This window comes from Nonomuraea sp. K271 (assembly GCF_009908215.1).
Classification (GTDB): Bacteria; Actinomycetota; Actinomycetes; order Streptosporangiales; family Streptosporangiaceae; genus Nonomuraea; species Nonomuraea longispora.
The window spans coordinates 1-19,933 of record NZ_JAAAHR010000172.1; the positions used below are offsets into that span (position 1 = coordinate 1).

Here is a 19,933-nt window from a genome sequence, read left to right on the forward strand (position 1 = left end):
GGGTGGGGTCATCCATCCGCCTGCTCTGCCGCGACCTGGCGGGCGGTCTGGACGCGCTGGCGAATGTGTTCGGCCATGATCGCTTCGCCGGGGGTGTAGCCGATTCCGGCGAAGCGCCAGTGGCCCAGGACGAGTGTGGTGGCGTCGTCGAGGGCGGGCAGGTCGTGGCGCTCGCGGGCTTCGGCGGCGCGATGTGCTGCGCGGGCGTTGCGTAGATCGGTGAGCTTCAGTGAGTAGGCGCGGCTCTTGCTGGAGAAGTGGCCGCGAAAGCCGAGCATGTGCGCCCAGGGGCGGAGCCGCAGAGTCCTGAACTCGGGGCGCGCGCCGAGGTCCCAGCAGGTGCGGATCATGCGTCGTGCGTGGTCGGTGACGGGGAGGGCATCGAGGTTCAAGCCGGGTTTGAGGCCGCTGCCGTGGCACTGCCCGCAGGCGGTCATCAGGCTCAGCCGCCCGCGTCCGGCGCAGGATCGGCAGGACAGGCGGTGGTCGATGGTGCCGGATGCTTCGGCGCCCTTGGTGGCGTACTTGGCGATATAGGAGGCGACGGCTCGTTCGCTGAGCCCGTTGGCGTCGGGGTCGAGCAGGATGGGTCGGATGTCGAGCTGGTCGCCCCAGGTGAGGGTCCACCTGCCGAGATCGCTCGGCGGTGTGGTGACGGTGACCTGGTGGACGGCAGGCGGGACGGCCTGAGTGAGCAGGCGGTGGTCTGCCCAGTCGGGTGGTGGCTGGTTCGGTCCGGCGGGTCCGTCGAGGCGGATAACGGCGTGGAAGTGGATCAGGCCGCGTCGCTGGTATTCGGCGACCTTGGCGAAGGACACCTTGGCGTGCTCGGCGAAGCCACGACGGGTCATCCCGGTCTGGTTGGCCAGTTCCTGACGGATGGCCAGGGTGAAGCGATGCCACAGCGCGCCTGCGTGTGCCTGCCACAGCACCGCACCCGTGTAGTCGTAGCAGTCGGGGCAGATCGGCTGGCCGAGTCGTTCGTCCTGGGGCGCGTGCCGGACGTGGCAGCCGACCGGCCGCCCGTGCTCGCAGAGCCTGTCGCGGTTGCGGGGACGGCAGGGACGCCCGTCGCGGTGCGAGTGGACGGGGCCAAAGGAGGGTGCGGTCAGGGTGACGAATGCCCGAGGGTGCGTGCTGACCGTCTCGGGCACGCCCTTGCCTCCCGACAGTCCTGCCCGGATCAGGTGGAACGTGTCGGCCTGGTAGGTCTGGGAACAGGCCGGGCACACCGAGGCCCGCCGGTTGCCGCAGGCCACCAGGAGATGTCCCGAGGGCTCACCGTCCGTGGTGTACGCGTGCAGGATCTCGCCCGTGCCCGCGTCCACGATCATCGACTGTCCGGCCAGGTGCACCGGATGGGCGCACCCGCCGATCGCCGCGACCATGGACCTCCACCGTCCATAGCCCGGTGCATTGATCAGGCGGGCGAGATCGGCCATCCATTCGGGACCGCGTAGCTGATCGTCGTGCTCTTCCTCCTTGCTCATAGGGCACCACCTCCTCTGTTGGACTACCTGTAGTACAGGTTGACAGACATGGCGCTTGGCGGTCAACCTGTAGTACAAGTAGTCCTGAAAGCTTTACCGAGGAAGGCTGACCATGGAGACCAGCACCGACGACAAGGACGCCCTCTGGCGCGTCATCGCCTCAGACCTGCGAGGTGCGATCCTTGACGGTCGCTATCCGCCCGGCGGCGCGCTGCCCAGCGAACCGGAACTCGTCAGGAAGTACGACGTCTCCCGGCCGACCGTCCGTAAGGCCATCGAGACGTTGGTCTCCGAAGGGCTGGCCTATGTCATGCGGGGACGCGGCTCCTTTGTCCGCCCCATGCCCGAGCGCCGCGCCATCGTCATCACGGGCCGAGACCGGCCTGACCTCGCCGCCCCCGGCAATCACCCCGACGTGCAAGCCTTCGGCTGGGACCTCGCCCAACGCGACCACGAGACCCCACTGTTCACCGGCGAGAAGACCACCGCCAATCGCGATGTCGCGATCATGCTTAGCGTCCGCCCCGGCCACCCGGTCATCCACCGCCGCAGCATGTGGCACCGGGGCCACACCGCCGCCATCCACGCAGCATCAGCCCGCCTGGAGATCAACTCCTACACCAACGCCGACATGCTCCCCGACTGGGACGACCCCAAGCGCAACGCCCAATACCGCAAGCGCTCCGGCTTCTTCTACCAGTCGCTCGTCCGCGACCATGGCCCCGTCCGATGGATGACCCTCACCACCGCCCGCATCGCCTACGAAGACGAACGCGCCGCACTCGGCATGGACTATGCCGAAGCCGTCCTCATCATCCGCCGCGCCATGGCGCACCCCAATGGCCATCCCATCGAGGTCACCGAGGTCAAGGCCCCCGCTAACCGCTACGAGATCGGCTATCACCGCGAACTCGCCGACGACCCTGATGCCGACTTCACACCGCAGGAACTCAGCGACAACGGCATAGACCTCGTGATCTAAACGGTTTCACAGGGTGTCGATCTGGCTCAGAATTTCTTTACTGGTTCAAGGCGACGGCGCTCCGCGCCGTGCGCACGGCCCCGCGCCCGCCCGCCGCCCGGGCATGCGGCCTGGGGGCCGGTCCCGGGCGGCAGCGGCTCGGGCCGTACCGCCGCATGGCCGCCGCACCGCCGTACACCTTCCGTGGCCGACCTCCGCACCGTCGCCGTCGTTCCGCCGCCGGCCCCCACCGCTTCGCGGCCCTTTCGGGTGCTTCGCATGGGCGCCGGCCGCTCCACTCACCAGGAACGGAAGACTCGTCAACCCTCATCCCTCCAGCGGGAGCACTCCGGCCCCGAGGTGGGGGACCACCTCGCACACCATCGACTCAGGCAAGCCCAGCAGCCCGGCTCCTCCGCATCAAGCCCGGCTCTGACCGCAGGACAACGCATGTTCGAGGAACGGCGACCGGCCGACGTACACGCGAAGCCGGGCTTGACACTCCGTCCCCGGCCCGCTGCCCTACGCGGTGAGTCGACGGCGTACGAGGTGGCAGGCAGGGGACAGGACCGCAACATGGTCACCGTGGCGGGAGAAGAGGCATGGCAGGCGGCATGCTTCCCTCTGCTCCAGGTTCGACCAGGCGGACGCAGGCTGGGCAGGCCCGCGCGGCAGTGGGCAGGAAAGGCAGGCACCACCCCAACGTCGGCAACGGGCGCACCGTCTCCCCGCACAGGCTTACCTTGTGATTGGCCTGCACCGCATGCTGTACAACTGCTTCTTGCTGACCGGACAGGCCGAGGCGGTAGCCGTCAGATCGTGTGATGGGTCGTACCTCGTCATCGTGGATCAGCAGGTCATCCCAGTGGATTGGCCAGCGCTTCACCCCTCCGGGCATCTCGTGCGCATCTCCGTCCAGCGCGAGCAAGGCCAGAGTGCCGTTACGCAGCACCGCTTTCACGGTCCCGTGGCGTCTGAGGAGGAAGGAAGCCCACGCTCGCGTTGATGCCGGGCTGTGGAGCATCCCCGTGATCTCGGCGCGACAGCCGACCCTGGTGGAGGGGCTGCTCACAGTGCCTGCTCTCCTGCTTCCTGCTCCTTCAGCTGCTCGGCGAGCTGGGCGATGTCGTCCGCGTCGATCGTCTGGGACAGGCCGTGATCCAGCTCGCGCTGAGATAGACGACGACCGTTCCGGGTGGCCCAGATGCGACCGGCAGAACTACGCCAAACGCACCAACCGGGAAATGCCGCTTGGAGGTCTTCGAGAATTACGGGGGTTGACATGGGATCAGCCTGCTTACCTGCGCGTGACAATCCCACCGCGTTACCAAGACGTCCAGGACGTTATGGCGTTACGCTCCAGACGTCCCTGACGTCCTCCAGCGCGAGGTGCACCGTGGCCAACGTCCTCCTACGCAGAGCCATGCTGAACGCCCAGGTTACGAACCAGAACTTGGCCGACCGATGTGGTGTGGACGTCAAGACGGTGGAACGCTGGCTGCAAGACGAAACGCGCGTTCCGCACATGCGACACCAATGGGCCGCCGCAGAGGCACTAGGAGTTGAGATCGCAGTGCTATGGCCAGAAGCAATCCGCAATACGGTGAAAACCGGGCCAGACAAGGAAGTCTTGACCGTTTATCCCTATCGCTCTGCATGTCCGAAATCGATCTGGCGCAATCTCATCAATTCGGCGCGCAACGAAATCGTATTCGCCGGTTACACGAACTACTTCCTGTGGCTGGAACACCCCAACCTCGCGAAGGTGCTCAAACGGAAGGCCCAGCAGGGCTGCAAGATCCGATTCCTCGTCGGCGATCCGGAGAGCGAGGTCACCCGGCGACGTGAGGAGGTGGAGAACGTTCCGCTGACCGTCTCCACACGCATCCGTATCACGTTGTCGGAGGCTGAGCAGCTACGAGACGTTCCCGGCGTCGAAGCCCGGTTCGGTGACGAGCACATCGCCATGAGCGTGTTCCGGTTCGACTCGGAAATGCTCGTCACGCCCCACTTGGCCAAGCTGGTCGGGCACGACTCGCCTATGCTGCACTTGCGGCGGTATCAGGATGACGGCCTGTTCGACCGGTTCGCCTACCATGCCTCTGAGCTGTGGAGCAACGGCCGAGACGTGTGGCAGCAGGCCCAGTCCACGGGCCAGATTCTGGGTGACTAACTGAGTGACAACCGGCCCGGACGACCATGGATCTGAGGGGATCGTACGGGACGGTAATAGCAGCTGGGGGCGGGTATCGATCGTGATCCCGCCCCCACCTGATGTGCCTGGGGGTCAAGGGGTCGCAGGTTCAAATCCTGTCGTCCCGACGGTAGGGCAAAGCCCGTCATCTGGAGAGTTCTCCAAGATGACGGGCTTTCGTCGTTCCCCGCCCCTGATCATCGGTCACCCTCGATCAGCCGCAGTTGGGGACCATCTGGGGACCACCGAGGCGCCCGCAGGTGCGCGCTCAGCGCGGTTCCGGCGTCGGCGATCGTGCGCAGATCCGGGTGCAGGTAGCGCTGCGTCGTGGCCAGCGACCCGTGCCCAGCGATCTTGAGCGCGTGCACCGGAACGCCGGCATCAGCCATCCAGGCGAGCCCTGTATGCCGCAGATCATGACGCCGGAAGTACGACGAGCGAAACCGGTCGTAGACGGTGGACCAGGGCCCGTAGTCCGCAGCGGGCAGGTCGCGCCACGGACTAGCGGTCCGAGCTCGCCGCTGTCGCGGTCGTGTCGGCGTTCGGCGCGTGGTTTCTCGTCGGCTGGGCGGGCGCCGTTGGCTTTTCCGCGGCTGCTGCTGCGGGCGTGGTGCTGGCCATGATCGTGAGTGGAAGGGCGGGTCGTGTCTGGGTGCACCTTCTGGCCATCGGGGCGGGCTCGGTCTCCCTCGGCGTGATCGTGTACGTGCTCTCCTCGGACACCACGATCTACGCCGCAGGGCAGAATCTCGGTCCCATCGAGTTGATTGCCCTCTATGTCCTACTCGCGGTTGTCGTGCGGTGGACGGTTCCGGTCCGCGTGGCCGTGGCATCCGCTGCGGTGGTATGGATCGCGTGCGTCGTATGGGTCCGGCGGTTGGTCGAGTATTGGCCGTCCTCCGAACCCGAAACCGGGCTGTCGGCGACAGGAACTGATCTCGGCAGTCCGCCGCGAGCAGCGGTTGGAGTTGGCGCAGGATCTGCACGACTTCATCGCCCATGATCTGACTGGCATGGTTGCCCAGGCCCAGGCCCAGGCGGCGCGTTTCGCGCGAGCCGACGATCTCGATCATCTGCGCGATGCTCTGGAGCGGATCGAACGCGTGGGCGTGAGTGCGCTGGACGCGATGGACGGCTTCGTCCGCGTTCTGCACGAAGGGGATTCTGCGCCACGATCCATGCGGCGAATCTCGGACATTCCCGCGCTCGTGGACCGATTCAGCGCGGAACGAGGATCCGGATCCAGTGCGCAGATCGAGATCGACGGCGGTGTGCAGACGACGTCTCGGGAGACGGAGGCGACCGCCTACCGGATCGTGGTCGAGGCCCTCACCAACGTGCGCAGGCATGCTCCCGCTGGGTGCAATTCACCGTATCCGTGCAGAGCGAATCGGATAGCGCGCTCTCCATCGTGGTTCTCAACGACACCGACACCGCCTCGTCGTCGGACGGGCATCGTCGCTCGCATGGCGGCACCGGATTGCCCATGCTGAAGGAACGGGTGACTGCCGTCGGTGGAAGCCTGGAGGCCGGACCCGATGGCCACGGTCGGTGGCGGTTGCGAGCGACATTGCCCCACGCAGGCGAAGAAGGTTCCCGGCCCCTGAGCATGGCGAGGACCCGAGCAGTGCTCGTCGACGATCAGCGCGACGTGCGAAGTTCGTTCCGCCTGGTCATCGACTCACAGCCCGACATGCACGTTGTCGGAGAGGCCACGACCGGGCCGCCGGCCCTCCAGGCCGTGCGTCACCTCATCCCCGACGTGGTTCTCATGGACATCCGGATGCCGGAACTGGACGGTCTCGAAGTCACTCGCCAGCTGATGGACGATCCGCGAACCTCTCACTGCAAGGTGAGCACGGGATCGCGCAGCCGTCGGAGTACAACTGAGCAGGCACCTATACCAGCAAGCGCTCACTCTGGATTTCCGGGCCTTTTCGCAATTTCGGGGGCGCGGGACCGGGGTCTACTGTCCGTTGGTGCGAGACTACGATCTGCTGTGGGTCGCGGCGAGGAAGGCCTGCACTGCCGCGTCGGCGTGTGCTTCGAGCTCGGTTGTCGTGTAGGGCCGGTCCTCGCCCATGAACATGGCTTTGTTCAGGGGGATCCAGAGGAGCATGCCGACGAAGTGGTCGGCGGCGCGTTCTGGTTCCCGCGCATCCATCAGCCCTTGTTCCCCGAGTCGGGTGAAGCTGTCCGTGAGGCTCGCGAGCACGCGCTCGAAGCCCCGTTGGTACCAGGCGCGGCCCAGCTCGGGGAACTGACCGGCGCTGGCGATGATCAACCGGCGGAGTCGCAGGAGCTGGGGGTCCATGAGGGTGAGGAGAAGGCGGCGGGCCAGGGTCGTGAGGTCGCGCTCGACGTGGTCGGTACGGGACAGGGTCTCGGCAATCAGCTGCACCATGCCGTCGACCTGATCGGTGGTGCCGAGCACGATCTCGGTGAAGAGGGAACGCTTGTCAGCGAAGTGCTTGTAGACCGTCTGCTTGCCGACAGCGGCGCGGGCAGCGACCTCGTCCATACTGGCCCCCGCGTATCCTCTGTCGAGGAAGATCTCGGTTGCCGCCTGCAGGATCGCGCGGTGCTTCTCAGCAGATTGAGTGCCCTCGCGAAGATCCACATCCTCCTCCGATCGCCCGTCTTCACTTCTGACTATGCCGGTCGAGCGAGGCTCACCGCTTACCGGACGAGACGAGCTGCCGACACGCCGACCCACAGCCAGGCGATGATGACTCCGACGAACATGGCGAGTGGTCCGCCGACGACGCCGGAGTTCGCGGCGGCGAAGCCGATTGCGAGCAGCACTCCGCTCGTGCGCCCGGCGATGGCCCAGCCGCGCCAGCTCATCCCGGAGAACCGGCTCGCCAGCACGAAGCACGCGGCGATGAGCGCGATGAACGCGATGCCGGCGCATGCTAGGTGAAGCATTCCCGTCACGCTGAACGCGGCCTTCGAGCCGGTGTCGGGAGGAAAACCGTTGCCGGGGTCAGCCGGCAGTAAGGCGGCGACCACGAACCCCACCCCCATGACCGCGATGAGAATCGGCGCCCACCGTCCTCCGCGCCCCCCGCGCAGGACACGTCGCAGACCGATGGCACAGGCGAGCATCAGCAGCCCGGTGACGGCGAAGTTCGCGACCTGAACCCAGCCGCCTTCGCCGAGCGAGAGCTGGCTCACCGCGTGACGCAGCGGATCGAATCCCTCACGCAGCACCGCCTGGGCCAGTGCAACGATCGCGAAGAGGGGCCCCGCCACCGTTCCGGCGGGGAGGAACAGCCGGGTACTGCCGCTCGGGGTCTTGGGCTGCACGGCACTCGCTTGAGTCACCGGTCCGTTCATGGGTCTTTCCTTCCAGTAAAACTAGACGGTACAGTATTGAGGCGAAACCATCCTGTCAAGCACGCTGCTGTTGTCAGCGAACCGATCGAGAAGGAGATCACCATGCCAACGTTCCGTACCACTCTCTGGCCCGGCGGCGGCAACAACGTCGGCATCGTCGTGCCCGAGGAGGTCGTCCTCTCGTTTGAGCGAGGCAAGCGTGTGCCCGTGACCGTGACGATCGACGGCGGATACACCTACCGCAACACGATCACCTCCATGGGCGGCCAGTACATGATCTCGTTCAACTCCGAGACCAGAGCGGCTACCGGGCGAGGTGCGGGCGACGAAGTCGAGGTGACCCTGGAACTCGACGACGCGCCGCGCACGGTCGAGGTTCCCGATGTGCTCGCGCACGTGTTAGCGACCGACACGGTAGCCGCCGAAGCGTGGAGGCGGCTTTCCTACAGCAAGCAGAAGGCGCACGCGCAGTCGATCGACGGTGCCAAGACCGAGGAGACCCGCGCCCGCCGACTCGACAAAGTACTCACCGAACTCCGCGGCAAGAGCTGACAGACGTCAGCCCATGCACGCTGACCGAGACGGCAGTACGGGACGGTGTTCTCGTCGCGCGGGGCGTCCAGTAGTACGCGCGCATCCCGGCCCTGGTCGCGGTCACAGGGGTTCCCAGCGGGATGCGGCTTCAGCGCGAGTGATAGTCGAGTGTTCCGAGGGGCCACTGCGTGGACAGCCAGGCTGTCACGGCTTCGTACAAGGGCACGTCCAGTGCGGCTCGGTCGGCCCGGACCCAGGAGGACACGTCGGCGTCGTGGTCGTCGCTGCGGGAGGGGTAGATGTAGACGCATCCGATCACCTCGCCGCTTGCCGGGTCCAGGACGGTGTAGGTGAACCCTCGGCGCTGAGCGAAGTCGTTCGCGTGGCGTCGCAGGTCGGCGAGGTTGGCCTCCAGGGTCATGCCGGCCACGGGAGGCCATTTTCCGTCCGGGAAGCCCGGGGTCGCGCGGATGTGCGCGATGCTGCTGGTCCAGGCGGCGTGGTCGGCGGCGTTGTGCTGGGGTCCCAAGGGTTCCAGACGGAACTGTGGGTGGCTCAGGGACAGGGGGACGACGAAGTCGTCCGGGACGAATGCGTCGTTCATGTGGCGAGGCTATGAGGCTGCGCTCACCGGTCGCATCCGGATTATTGAGGGGCGCGGGGACCGGTGTCACCAGGGTGGTCGGCGGCCAGCGCGGCCGCAACCTCGGTCTTGGTGGGGTGGCCGCGCACAGGAGCCCCACAGCTCGGTGAGCGCGTCGCCGACCTTGGCGTCGGTGATGTCGGCGAGTGGCCGCTCGCGGCCGAGCAGGGCGATGGTGCGGTCGATCGCGCCAGCGTAGGCCCGGTGGGTGTTGGCGTTGGTGAAGCGGGGTGTGGACAGGAATGCGTCGGCCGCCGCCACGGTGACCTTCGGGTTGCGTAACGCGGTGACGTTCCGCCCTGCGCGGGCGGTCACCGCACCCCTCCGATGGAGGTGTACCGGATAACGTGCACGAGTTGCGCACCACCGCGCGGGACGGACCCCTGCTCGGCGCACCCTCATGATCAGGCTATCTACGTGATAACAGACCTTTATCGCGTAGATAGCCTAGATTTCGCGGCCGGCGGCGAGGTCATCGTCTTCGATGCGGACCGTGTTGTGGTTGTCGCAACGGCTGGTGTCAGCTTCGATGGACGCGCCCGGCAAGCCCGCCTGCTGGAGTGGCTCCCGGGAACCATATGGGCCGATGCCGGCCCGCCCGACGAAGCGCGCCTGCGAGCACTGGGTGCAGCCGTGGCACGCTTGGATACGGCGCTCGCCGGGTTCGATCACCCGGCACTCGACCGGCCGTACCGGTGGAACATGCAGCAGGCGGTGGCGCTGCTCGGGGATGTGCCTTTCGTTGAAGAGACTCTGCGGCCGTTCGTGGACACCACGCTCAGCAGGCTCGGTGAGCTGCTCCCCGCCTTGGGCGCGCTGCCCCAGCAGGCCACCACAACGACGCAAACGAGCGCAACGTCCTGGTCGGCCCGGATGGTGGTGTTGCCGGGTTGCTCGACTTGGGGGACGTGGTCCGCGCGCCGCGGGTGTGCGGGCTCGCCGTCGCGCTCGCCTACGCCCAGCTCGGCCAGGCTGATCCCATGGCGGCCGCGTTGCCGGTGCTTGCCGGACGTACCTGATCGACGCGAACGGCAGGCGCTACCTCGACCTGGTCAACAACGTCGCGCACATCGGCCATGGTCACCCGCGCGTGGTGAGCGCGCTGGCCATGCAGGCGGAACTGCTGAACACCAACACGCGCTACCTGCACGGGACGATCATCGAATACGCCCGCCGCCTTGCCGCCACCTTCCCGGACCCCTTGTCAGTCTTGCACGAGACGATCCTGGGCTGCGCCGGTCAGATCGAACCGGCTCCGGGCTACCTCGCGGCGGCGTACGCCGGTGCACGCGAGGCAGGCGCCCTGTGCATCGCAGCCGGTCGAGGCATCCGGCCTCGGTATCGGTGTCGCGCTCCTGGCGCGGCCGTCCTGTGCGCGGTGCTGAACCTGATCCCGTTCGCGGTGATCACCGGCGTCCTGAGGCTGGTCGCGCTCGGCATCGCGGGGTACGACGCGATCTACAACTGGTTGGAGCGGGTACACCCGTGCCGACGAGGTTGACGGCGGCCGCGTGATTCCGCTGCCGCCGGGGTGGCGGGGCCGCGTCCAGCCCGACCACGCCCGGCCGCGCATGGAACTCGCCCCCTGCCTATGCTGACCGGCTCAACTCCTGGTGACGATCGCGCTCTTGCCGCGCCGGCGCCATCCGCTCGTGGAATCCGCCCTGCGCGGATCGGATGATGATGCCCGTCTCCAGGCCGTGCTCGGCCACGTCGCGGTCCGACTGCTGAAGCGCGAGGCAGATCCACCGGGTGACGGCGAAGGCGACGACGGGCCCGATGACCACGGCGTATCGGAAGAAGATCGTCACGGCGTTGAGAGTGAGCTGGAACTGGTGGGCGAGCTGGTCGTTGGCCGCGGCTGCCCACAGCAGGCCGTAGAACGTGATCCCGGCGGCGGCGATCGCCGTCTTCACGGGCGTGTCGCGCGACCGGTGGAGCAGGTTCCGCGCGGGTGTCTCACGGGCTGTGCGGCGTGCGCTCTCGGGCCGGCCCAGCGCGTCACGCCGGCCGCGTCGCACCAGGAGGAAGCGCTCGGCAAGCGGATACGTGGCCAGCGCGGTGAAGAAGACCCCGGGTACCACCACCGTGGGAACGAGCACCGCGAGACTGAGCGTGTACGCCCCGAGAGTGAGCTCCCACGCGGGCATGATCCTAAGGGCGCCGTCAAGGAACCCCATGTACCAGTCGGGCACCGAGCCCGCCGAGATCTGCGTCGGCTTGGCCGGACCGTACAGCCAGATCGGGGCGATCTGGAACCCGAACCCGAGGATGATCAGCATGCCGAACGTCGCGGCCGCCATCAGCGGGCGGGCGCTTCGCCGCGCCGGCAGCGAGGCGACGAACCGCGAGTGGCCGTGGCGCCGCACCAGCAGTTCACGGGCGATCAGCAGCACGGCCATGACGGCCGCGAGCAGCAGGTGCCCGACGTACATGACCGGGATGACCGTGTCGCCGGGAAAGCCCGAGCCGAACAGCAGCGACATCACCCACGTGCCCACCACCGGGATGGACTGCACGACCGACATGATCAGCCACAGGCTCCCACCCGACAGCATGTCGTCGGGCAGGGCGTTGCCGCTCTCGCCCGCGAACATGCCCAGCGCCAGCAGCGCCACCCAGATCAGCCACTGCTGGATACGCGGGCGGCGGAACGCGCCGGTGAGGAACATGCGCAGCAACTGCAACACGACGGCCGCCACGAAGACGAGCGCCGACCAGTGGTGCATCTGGCGGATGAGCAGCCCGCCGCGCACCTCCAGGCTCAGATGCATGGTCGAGTCGAACGCCCGGCTGACGAGGAGCCCGCGCAGCGGGCCGTAGGAACCGTCATAGGTCACCTGGGACATGCCGGGGTCGTAGAACAGCATCAGTATCGCCCCGGTCACCAGCAGAACGACGAACGACCACACGGCGATTTCCGCGAACATGAACGACCAGTGGGAGAACTGGAACGAGCGGCGTACGGTCGGCAACGAACGCATCTTGGGCCCCCTGACCTTGTCTACACACAAGACGCGATCGGGCCGGCAGGTGTGACGTCGGCAAGGGCCCGGGTGACCGTGAGCTCCGTCACCGCGGAGGGCCAGAACAAGGGACACCTCCGGTCCAGCGCCGTTGCGGGCGGGTGACGCGGCGGGGTGAGGAGTGGGGCGATGGCCCTGTCGCCGGCCGTCGCCCCTTCTTACGGGTCTACAGCACCTTCTTGGCGCCCGGCAGGGCGCGCACCACGTACGCGGTCGCCCAGCACAGTGCCAGTCCGATGGCGGTGAGCAGCGCGGCCTTGGCGATCGCGGGCGCCTCCACGCCGCTCAGGGCGTAGCCCAGGGCGACCAGGACGGGCGGGTGGATGACGTAGACGGTGAAGGCGTGCGCCGACAGGAATCTGCGCAGGCGTCCCTGGCGGCTGAGGCGCTGCCTGAACAGCACCACGAGGCCGAGAATGATGCCGACGGCGAGTACCGATTCGGACAGGGCCGTCAGCAGGGACGGCAGGGTTCCGTGGCCGAAGCTCACCTCTCTGTAGGAGCTCACGACCCAGACGAGTGTGACCGTGGCCAAAGCCGCGGCGGCGAAACCGGCCCGGCCGGCCGCCTTGGGCAGGCTCTGCAGCCAGCCGCGCCGGGCCGCGACCAGCCCGACGACGAACAGCGCCGCGTACTGCGGCAGGTAACCGGGCGAGGGCAGTCCCAGCACCGTGACGCCCATCGGCACGACGATGCGCCACAGGTACGTCACCAGGGACAGCCCGGCGACGAACCCGGCGATCGCGGCGACGCCGGGCGCCCGGCCGGTGGCCGGGGTGGTTTCAGGCGTGCGCCGGCCCTGGCCGGTCAGCAGCCGCCACAGGACGTAGAGCGCGCTGAACACGAGCAGCACCTCGACGAACCACATCGGGCCCGGTGTGTACGCCGACAGGTAGTACTTCCAGTAGGGCAGCTCGGCTCCCTGCCGGGCGGCGGCCTCGCTGGCGGTGGTGTACCTGCCCATGGTCACCAGGGGACGGATCAGCAGCAGCCACAGCAGCAGCGGCACGCCCAGGCGCAGCAGCCGCTCGCGCAGGAACTGCCCGGCCCCCTTGCGGTCGTAGGAGCGCGGCACGAACAGGCCCGAGATGAGGAAGAAGGCCCCCATGAAGAACGCCTGGTTGAACAGCAGCAGCAGGTCCAGCAGCACTCGCGAGGAGTCGGCCCCCGGTTCCGTGTAGTACCAGTCCGGGATGTCGCTGTAGGCGATCACGGAATGATGGACCACCACGAGCGCCATCAACGCGGTGCGCAGGTTGTCGACATGAAGAAGCCGCGAAGCGGTGGTGGGCGGCGCTGCCTGCTGGTTGACGGGCTGGGTCATCGGTTCGCCGTCCCTTCGGGCGATGCGGCAGGAGCGGTGTGCCCGGGCGGGCCGGCCTTCCTCGTGGATAATCCGGTCCACGAGGTGAAGGGGAGGGTCGGTGTTGTCCGGTGGTTCTCTGCTTGCCGCATGAGGTTCTCCCTGAATCGATGTGTGTTACTTGTTGTATAGCAGATAGAGTTACGACGTGCAGCTGACCCTTGACCTTGACAGCGAGGTTCCGATCTACCAGCAGATCCGGGACCGGATCGTGGAGGGGATCGCCAGACAGCAGGCGCGCGAAGGCGATCCGCTGCCTTCCACGCGGCAACTGGCCGCCGATTTCGGCATCAACTTCCACACCGTGAACAAGGCATACGACCTGCTGCGACAGCAGGGCATCATCCGGATCAACCGCAAAAGCGGCGCGGTCGTACGGCGTGACGCCACGACCGGACCGCCCGAGGCGGCCTTCATCGACGACTGGGAGGAACGTGTGCGCGTGCTGCTGGCGGAGGCTACCGTCCAGGGCATGGACCGGCAGGACGTGCTGCGCCGGTGTGAGGCGCTGCTGGTGAATTTCGAGGAGCACACGTGATCGTGATCCTCTGCGCCGGCCTGATCGCCATCGCGCTGGCCACAGCCCTGGCGCTGGCATTTCCCGCGCTGGCCAGGCCCACCCTGGCGTTCGGAGTGCGCGTGAGCGCGGAACGGGTGGACGATCCGGCCGTCATCGCCGCGCGTCGCTCCTACGCACGCTCGACCGTGGCGGCGGGCGCGCTCGTCGCCGTGGTCACGGTCCCGGTGCTGCTGGTCACGCGGTCCGCCGACGCGATCGGCGTCACCACGTCGGTGCTGGCGGTCCTGGACGTGCTGCTGTTCCACCGCGCCCATCGCATGATCCGCACCGCCAAGCTCACCGGAGGGTGGGCCGCCGAGCGACGTCAGGGCGTCGCCGTGGACACCACCTTCCGTACCGACCCGGTTCGGGTGCCCTGGCCGTGGGCCCTTCCCGCCCTGGCCGTCGTCCTGCTCACCGTGGGCGTCGGCTGGACGCGTTACGGCACACTGCCGGCCACGCTGCCACCGCTGTTAGGGTACGCCGCCGAACCCGCGCGGCGTGAGCCCACGACCGTGCTGAGCGCGTTCCTGCCGGTGATCTTCCAGCTCGCGCTCATCCTGATCGCCGTCGCCTTGGTCCTGGTCGTGCTGCGGGCCCGCCCCGAGCTGGACGCCGCCCGGCCGAGGGGATCGGCCCGCCGCTACCGCGTCTACCTGCGCGGCACGGCGGTGATGGTGCTCCTGACCGCGGCCTGCCTCGACCTGAGCCTGCTGTTGGCGGCCCTGCGCTTGTGGGAGGTCGTCACCCCTTCGGCCCTCTGGCAGGTCATCGTCTACGCCCCGCTCGTCCTGCCGGTGGGAGGCTGGCTGGTGTGGGAGGTCAAGGTGGGCCAGGCCGGGCACCGGCTGCCCGCTCTGCCGGGGGAGGAGCAGGAGGACTCAGGGCTCGGGCAGCGCGACGACGATCAGTACTGGTATCTGGCCGGCTCGGTCTACGTCAACCGCCGCGACCCCGCCCTGCTCGTTCACGACCGTCTCGTCTCCTGGTCATGGACCCTCAACCTGGGCCATCCCGTCGCGTGGATCCTGCTCGGTGCCCTCGCCGTCGGCCTGGTCGTCCTGCTGGTGCTGGTGCTGCCCGGCGCCGACTGATCCGTCCTGGGCGACGCCGCGGCGTGCGGGCGACGGTCCGCACGCCGCGGTCGTCCGTACGGTGTCCAGGACGTTCGTACGGTGTCTAGGCCGTGAAGGTGGCGGTGTCGTCGGTCGTCGCCGTCGGGGTGCACAGGACCGCGTCGAACGACCGGGCGACGGGTGTGACCATGGTGGCGCTCTGCGATCGCATGCTCTCCAGCGACGTCACCACCGGGTCCGCCGAGCGCAGGTCGGTCAAGGTGATGTCGGTGGCCAGTCCGGCGTCGGCGAGGGCCCTCTCCAAGCTGCCCGGAGGCGGGCCGTCGAGAGGGACGGACGCGACGGTGAACCCGACCGGTGAGCCCTCCGCGGGCCAGACCATGTCGGGCACCTCGCCGGCGGTGTGGGTCAAGCCCACGGCGCGGTAGTGCCCGCCGAGGCCGCGGGCGAGGTGATGGCCCATCGGCAGGGCGGTCGGATAGCCGTCATAGGTGACCAGGGTTTTCTGGATGTGGTTGTTGTGCGCGATCATGACGACGCGTGTGTCGGGGTCGAGGCGGTCGAGATGCCACTGCAGGCAGGTGGCCATGTAGTGGTCGCGGACCGAGGTGTCGTCGGGCAGGCCCGTCCCGGAGAACAGGGTGTTCATGGCGCGCAGCATGTAGTCGGTGTGGCAGGCCGCCTCCAGGTGGCGTCGCGCGACGTCGTAGCTGTGCTGGTCGCTGCGGGCCACGTACAGGGGTTCGAGCGCGCGCATCCGCAGCGACAGCCGGGCCAGTCCGGCCGTCAGGGACTCCTGGCCGGCGGCGTCGAGGTCCGCCCAGTGCGGGGCGGACGCGGCGGCCGAAGCGCCGGTGATCGCGCCGGCCGTACGCAGGACGCCGGCCGTCATGCCGGAGATCCCCTCGTCGACCACGCGCAGGTAGTCGGCCACCGGGTCGAGGTCGGGCCGCAGGGTCAGGGTGTTGGGCAGGTCGATCCCGACGATCTCGACAGGACGGGACCCGCCGCGGTTGTAGCGGCGCAGCCATCGCAGCAGTTCCCCGAACAGGTTGATCGTGTGCAGGCCGGCCACCCCGGACAGGTCGCCCTCGTCGCCTTCGCCGGCCAGCCAGGGATTGACGGCCGCGGCCTCACCCGCGCCCATCTCGACCGCCACGGTCGTGAAACCGCAGCGTTCGAGCAGGTAGCGGAGCAGTCGCGCGCGGGCGAGGGCGAACTCCCGTACGAAATGCGCGCCCTCGCCGATCGCCACGACGCGGGCGCCTTCCACGACGGCGCGCAGGGGATCGAGATCGTCCAGGCGCGGCTCGTCGGGGTCGAGGGTGTTCAGGACGGACACGTGCTGGGCCAGCGGATGGGCCGGACGCCCGGTGGAGGAGTGGGAAGACATGGTGGTAGTGCTCGTTTCTCCGTCGACATGATCATGGCCAGGAGCGCGTGGCAACACGCCGGAACGCCGTCTCAGTCGTGTGCGTCCGGGTGCCGCTGTTCGCGGGCTCGGTCAGAGAAACAAGCTGCCTGTGGGCATGTCGCCGATCTTATCAAGGGGCGGAACGGTCCCCGTCCGCGCCCGAAGCCGCGGTCGCCAAGGTGCCGCGTGCTGCTCCGGCCGTCCCTCGGGCTCGGCCGGAGCAGGTGAACGTCAGGGACCGATCAGCTGGTGACGGGGCGTTCGGTCTGGCGGCGGCCCATGAAGAAGTAGACGCCGCGGTCGGTCTGCAGGGCGGTGTGGAACTTCGCGGCCTTGGGCTTGGCCGACGAGTTGGCGGTGACGATCGTGATGACCAGGTGCTTGACGTACGCGCCGGTGTAGATCTTGCCGTACGAGTAGCTCCTGTGAGCGCTGCTCCTGCGCCAGGCCACGTTCTTGTCGGCGGTGTTCTTCAGCTGCTTCGCCGCGTTCTTGGTGTCGCCGCTGGAGGGGAACGCCAGGATGATCTGCACCGCCTTGAGGTTCCCGCCGTAGGCGGTGTAGGCGAGCTGGACGGCGTTCTCGCAGTTGTTGTCGGCCATCACGCCTTCGGCGTCCACCGGGTCGCACGAGTCGTACGTCCAGCCGCCGACCTTGCGGGCGGCGTACTTCTCGCCTTTGAGGGAGAAGTTCCAGTCGCCGAACTCCGAGTGTTCCAGCGGCTCGTCCGCACTGCCGCTGGGCGTGCTGGACGGCTCCGGGGAATCGCTCGGCGTCGCCGACGGTGGCGCCGACGGTGGCGTGGACGACGGCGGGGCCGAGGTGGGCGGCGCGGACGGTGACGTGGTCGGCTGGGCGATGAGGGTGGGCGCCGGGCCAGGGGCGCCCAAGAAGGCGTAGGCGCCGTACGCGCCGCCGCCGATGAGGAGCCCCGACAAGACGACGATCACGCTGATCAGCAAGGCTTTGTTGTTCCGGTCGCCCGGCGGCGGGGAACCGTAGGACGGGGCTCCCATCTGGTTGCCGTAGCCGTACTGCCCCTGGTTCTGTCCGTACGGCGGCTGACCCTGTCCGTAGGGACCCGCGCCCTGGTCGTAGCCCTGTCCGTACGGGCCTGCCCCCTGGCCGTACGGCGGTTGGCCCTGGCCGTACGGTGGCTGACCCTGTCCGTACGGGCCCGCACCCTGTCCGTACGGCGGTTGACCCTGTCCGTGGGGGACCGCGCCCTGGCCGTGCGGCGGCGGTCCCTGGGCGTGCGGGGGACCGTGACCGGGCGGTGGGGCGCTCTGACCGGGTGGCGGCCCGTACCCCTGCTGCCCCTGGTGCCCCCAGGACCCATGGGGATCGGGTTGCTGGGGATGCGGAGGGTGTGCCATCAGTCCATTGTGGGGCACATCCAGCCTTGCATGCTGCAATCGCCCCATTTTGGTGTCAATGGTGGGGTCGAAGTCCTGATCCACCTTGCGACCCCCAGCCGGAGCCACTCCATGGAGCACTTCTCTGCGAGTATCATGGCTTTGCGTGACCATGGATGTGCTTTGCGTGACCGTGAAGGAGAGTGGATCCTGAAAGAGTCAGCGCCCATGCCGCCGGAGCCGCTCGCAGCGGGAGCGCCGCGGCCGAGCCACGACCTGAGGGTGCCGGCCGAGGTGGTGGCCACGGCCGAGCAGGGGCTCGCCGGCGGAGGCCGGCCCCGCAAGCGCGTGCTCGTCATCGGGGCCGGGATGGCTGGGCTGGTCGCCGCCTACGAGCTGATGCGCCAGGGTCACGAGCCCGTCGTCCTGGAGGCCCAGCAGCGGGTGGGCGGTCGCGTGCTCACCCTGCGCGGCTTCGCCCCGGGCCTGTACGCCGAGGCGGGCGCGATGCGGATCCCCCGCGTGCACGACCTCACGCTCGCCTACTGCGCGAAGTTCGGCCTGACCCTGCGCCCGTTCGTCATGGGCAACCCCCGAGCCCTCGCCTACCTCCAGGGCGTCAGGACCACGCTGGGGCAGCTCAACGCCGATCCCGGGCTGGTCGACTTCGACCTGGCAGAGCACGAACGCGGCCGCACCTACGAGGATCTGTGGCGCACGGCGACGAAGGAGATCCACGACCTGTACGCGCAGGAGGGCGAGGACGCGCTCGACCGCATCTGCGCCGAGTACGACCGCTACTCCATCCGCAGTTTCCTGCGCGAGCGCGGGTTCTCCGAGGGCGCCATCGAGCTCTACGGCGTGATGAGCTTCAGGGAGTCCAACCTCAACGCGGCGGTGATCGAGCAGTTCCGCGAGATCGTCGGGCGCGCGTTCGAGGACATGCAGGAGATCGAGGGCGGCGCCGACCTGCTGCCGGCCGCCTTCTACGCGGAGCTCAAGGGGCACATCAGGTTCGGCCACGAGGTCACCGCCATCGAGCAGGACGATCACGCGGTCACCCTGCACGTCAGGACGGGCGCGGGTCGCACGTCGCTCACCGGTGACCACGCCGTCTGCACGATCCCGTTCTCGGTGCTGCGCGACATCGAGACCAGGCCCGCCTTCTCCCGCCGCAAGCAGCGCGCGATCCGCGAGCTCAACTACAACGCCTCCACCAAGATCCTCTTCCAGGTGCGTCGGGCGTTCTGGGAGCAGACCGACGGCATCGTCGGCGGCACCACGGTGACCGACCTGCCGATCCGGCGCATCTGCTATCCCTCGCACCCGGCTCCCGGCGAGGAGCGCTCGGTCCTGCTGGCCAGCTACACCTGGGGCCAGGACGCGCTGCGGTGGGGCGCGATGCCGCCGCACAAGCGCATCGACCAGGCCGTGGAAGACGTCGCCAAGATCCATCCGGAGATCCATGACCACTTCGAGTTCGGGGTCACGCACGCCTGGTACAACGACCCGCACGCGGCGGGCGCCTTCGCCCTCTTCGAGCCGCACCAGCAGAGCAGCCTGCACGACGCGATCGTCGCGCCCGAAGGTCGCGTGCACTTCGCCGGCGAGCACTGCTCGTTGTGGCACGCGTGGATCGAAGGCGCCCTGGAGTCGGGCCTGAGCGCCGCCCGCGCCGTCCACGAGGCCGGCTGAGCGCGGGCCGCCCATGAGTCAGTGGCGCGCCCGGTCGGCGTAGCGCCGTAGGCAGGCCGCCGCCGCGGTCAGGTCCGCGGCGGCGGTGGCGCAGGCCGCGAGGTGGGCGTCGACCGCCTCACGCAGCCACCGAGGCGCGAAGCCGTCGGCCTCCAGCCTCGCCCCGATCGTCCGCAGGCGTTCGGCGCAGTCGGTGAGCGCGCGGGCGTCGGACTGCAGGATCTGGGCGTGGGCGGCGATCGCCGTGGCATCGGCCGGCATGGCTCCTCCGTACGGGGTCAGGG

Annotated in this window: 23 protein-coding genes and 2 pseudogenes; 11 read left to right on the plus strand and 14 right to left on the minus strand. The window is 68.4% G+C overall.

What is annotated here, in order from left to right; translation table 11 throughout:
- Positions 1-8: 8 nt before the first annotated feature.
- Positions 9-1,490, minus strand: coding sequence for a replication initiator (locus tag GUY59_RS38635; protein WP_236667913.1), 1,482 nt, complete (start codon positions 1,488-1,490; stop codon positions 9-11).
- 112 nt (positions 1,491-1,602) lie between these two features.
- Between GUY59_RS38635 and GUY59_RS38640 the strand changes: the two genes are divergently transcribed.
- Positions 1,603-2,472, plus strand: coding sequence for a GntR family transcriptional regulator (locus GUY59_RS38640; RefSeq protein WP_138206407.1), 870 nt, complete (start codon positions 1,603-1,605; stop codon positions 2,470-2,472).
- A gap of 559 nt (positions 2,473-3,031) precedes the next feature.
- On the opposite strand, the gene GUY59_RS38645 is transcribed toward GUY59_RS38640, so the two are convergent.
- Together GUY59_RS38645 and GUY59_RS38650 are read right to left on the minus strand one after the other, a co-directional pair.
- On the minus strand, positions 3,032-3,412 hold the full coding sequence (locus tag GUY59_RS38645) for a hypothetical protein (protein WP_138206405.1): 381 nt from the start codon (positions 3,410-3,412) through the stop codon (positions 3,032-3,034).
- A gap of 107 nt (positions 3,413-3,519) precedes the next feature.
- Positions 3,520-3,735, minus strand: coding sequence for a hypothetical protein (locus GUY59_RS38650; protein WP_138206403.1), 216 nt, complete (start codon positions 3,733-3,735; stop codon positions 3,520-3,522).
- Positions 3,736-3,847: 112 nt separating this feature from the next.
- Between GUY59_RS38650 and GUY59_RS38655 the strand changes: the two genes are divergently transcribed.
- Positions 3,848-4,624, plus strand: coding sequence for a hypothetical protein (locus tag GUY59_RS38655; protein WP_132632071.1), 777 nt, complete (start codon positions 3,848-3,850; stop codon positions 4,622-4,624).
- Positions 4,625-4,842: 218 nt separating this feature from the next.
- On the opposite strand, the gene GUY59_RS51010 is transcribed toward GUY59_RS38655, so the two are convergent.
- Complete coding sequence (locus GUY59_RS51010; RefSeq protein ID WP_289514325.1) at positions 4,843-5,133, minus strand: tyrosine-type recombinase/integrase; 291 nt, start codon at positions 5,131-5,133, stop codon at positions 4,843-4,845.
- Between the two features lie 44 nt (positions 5,134-5,177).
- On the opposite strand from GUY59_RS51010, the gene GUY59_RS51015 reads away from it, so the two are divergent.
- From GUY59_RS51015 to GUY59_RS51550, 3 genes and pseudogenes are all read left to right on the plus strand, one after another.
- Complete coding sequence (locus tag GUY59_RS51015) at positions 5,178-5,648, plus strand: hypothetical protein (protein ID WP_171055558.1); 471 nt, start codon at positions 5,178-5,180, stop codon at positions 5,646-5,648.
- A complete protein-coding gene (locus tag GUY59_RS38665; protein ID WP_161714920.1) occupies positions 5,614-6,138 on the plus strand; it encodes a sensor histidine kinase in 525 nt (174 codons plus the stop codon). The genes GUY59_RS51015 and GUY59_RS38665 overlap by 35 nt, the downstream gene beginning before the upstream one ends.
- Before the next feature lie 116 nt (positions 6,139-6,254).
- Positions 6,255-6,506 (plus strand): annotated as a pseudogene (locus tag GUY59_RS51550) (response regulator transcription factor); the annotation flags it as partial.
- A 126-nt stretch (positions 6,507-6,632) separates the two neighbouring features.
- Here the strand turns inward: GUY59_RS51550 and GUY59_RS38675 are convergent.
- Positions 6,633-7,265, minus strand: coding sequence for a TetR/AcrR family transcriptional regulator (locus GUY59_RS38675; protein ID WP_138206399.1), 633 nt, complete (start codon positions 7,263-7,265; stop codon positions 6,633-6,635).
- 59 nt (positions 7,266-7,324) lie between these two features.
- The gene (locus tag GUY59_RS38680) at positions 7,325-7,984 is read right to left on the minus strand and encodes a DUF998 domain-containing protein (protein WP_201761848.1); all 660 of its coding nucleotides are present in this window, start codon (positions 7,982-7,984) and stop codon (positions 7,325-7,327) included.
- A 36-nt stretch (positions 7,985-8,020) separates the two neighbouring features.
- Between GUY59_RS38680 and GUY59_RS38685 the strand changes: the two genes are divergently transcribed.
- Entirely contained in the window at positions 8,021-8,536 is a 516-nt protein-coding gene (locus tag GUY59_RS38685; protein WP_201761849.1) for a YdeI/OmpD-associated family protein, read from the plus strand.
- A 130-nt stretch (positions 8,537-8,666) separates the two neighbouring features.
- Here GUY59_RS38685 and GUY59_RS38690 read toward each other — a convergent pair whose 3' ends face one another.
- The 3 genes from GUY59_RS38690 to GUY59_RS38700 form a co-directional block, all read right to left on the minus strand.
- Entirely contained in the window at positions 8,667-9,122 is a 456-nt protein-coding gene (locus GUY59_RS38690; protein ID WP_138206397.1) for a GNAT family N-acetyltransferase, read from the minus strand.
- A gap of 66 nt (positions 9,123-9,188) precedes the next feature.
- Positions 9,189-9,476 (minus strand): hypothetical protein, encoded by a 288-nt coding sequence (locus GUY59_RS38695; protein WP_201761850.1) that lies wholly within the window; start codon positions 9,474-9,476, stop codon positions 9,189-9,191.
- A 132-nt stretch (positions 9,477-9,608) separates the two neighbouring features.
- Positions 9,609-9,833 (minus strand): hypothetical protein, encoded by a 225-nt coding sequence (locus GUY59_RS38700; RefSeq protein WP_138206395.1) that lies wholly within the window; start codon positions 9,831-9,833, stop codon positions 9,609-9,611.
- 173 nt (positions 9,834-10,006) lie between these two features.
- On the opposite strand from GUY59_RS38700, the pseudogene GUY59_RS38705 reads away from it, so the two are divergent.
- Together GUY59_RS38705 and GUY59_RS38710 are read left to right on the plus strand one after the other, a co-directional pair.
- Positions 10,007-10,180 (plus strand): annotated as a pseudogene (locus tag GUY59_RS38705) (hypothetical protein); the annotation flags it as partial.
- 74 nt (positions 10,181-10,254) lie between these two features.
- Positions 10,255-10,662 carry a hypothetical protein gene (locus tag GUY59_RS38710; RefSeq protein ID WP_236667916.1) on the plus strand — a complete coding sequence of 136 codons (408 nt, stop codon included), beginning with the start codon at positions 10,255-10,257 and terminating at the stop codon, positions 10,660-10,662.
- An 88-nt stretch (positions 10,663-10,750) separates the two neighbouring features.
- On the opposite strand, the gene GUY59_RS38715 is transcribed toward GUY59_RS38710, so the two are convergent.
- Together GUY59_RS38715 and GUY59_RS38720 are read right to left on the minus strand one after the other, a co-directional pair.
- On the minus strand, positions 10,751-12,145 hold the full coding sequence (locus GUY59_RS38715; RefSeq protein ID WP_138206389.1) for a cytochrome b: 1,395 nt from the start codon (positions 12,143-12,145) through the stop codon (positions 10,751-10,753).
- Between the two features lie 208 nt (positions 12,146-12,353).
- Positions 12,354-13,511: an acyltransferase family protein gene (locus GUY59_RS38720; RefSeq protein ID WP_138206387.1), complete on the minus strand. Its 1,158-nt coding sequence runs from the start codon at positions 13,509-13,511 to the stop codon at positions 12,354-12,356.
- 187 nt (positions 13,512-13,698) lie between these two features.
- On the opposite strand from GUY59_RS38720, the gene GUY59_RS38725 reads away from it, so the two are divergent.
- Both GUY59_RS38725 and GUY59_RS38730 read left to right on the plus strand, forming a co-directional pair.
- A complete protein-coding gene (locus GUY59_RS38725; RefSeq protein WP_138206385.1) occupies positions 13,699-14,088 on the plus strand; it encodes a GntR family transcriptional regulator in 390 nt (129 codons plus the stop codon).
- A complete protein-coding gene (locus GUY59_RS38730; RefSeq protein ID WP_138206383.1) occupies positions 14,085-15,203 on the plus strand; it encodes a DUF1648 domain-containing protein in 1,119 nt (372 codons plus the stop codon). Before GUY59_RS38725 ends, GUY59_RS38730 begins: the two co-directional genes overlap by 4 nt.
- An 85-nt stretch (positions 15,204-15,288) precedes the next feature.
- Here the strand turns inward: GUY59_RS38730 and GUY59_RS38735 are convergent, their stop codons facing one another.
- On the minus strand, positions 15,289-16,578 hold the full coding sequence (locus tag GUY59_RS38735; RefSeq protein ID WP_138206381.1) for an erythromycin esterase family protein: 1,290 nt from the start codon (positions 16,576-16,578) through the stop codon (positions 15,289-15,291).
- 263 nt (positions 16,579-16,841) lie between these two features.
- Complete coding sequence (locus GUY59_RS38740; protein ID WP_138206379.1) at positions 16,842-17,975, minus strand: hypothetical protein; 1,134 nt, start codon at positions 17,973-17,975, stop codon at positions 16,842-16,844.
- 207 nt (positions 17,976-18,182) lie between these two features.
- On the opposite strand from GUY59_RS38740, the gene GUY59_RS38745 reads away from it, so the two are divergent.
- Positions 18,183-19,649, plus strand: coding sequence for a flavin monoamine oxidase family protein (locus GUY59_RS38745; protein WP_138206377.1), 1,467 nt, complete (start codon positions 18,183-18,185; stop codon positions 19,647-19,649).
- An 18-nt stretch (positions 19,650-19,667) separates the two neighbouring features.
- Here GUY59_RS38745 and GUY59_RS38750 read toward each other — a convergent pair.
- On the minus strand, positions 19,668-19,933 hold a 266-nt coding region (locus tag GUY59_RS38750; protein WP_236667917.1), incomplete at its 5' end, for a hypothetical protein.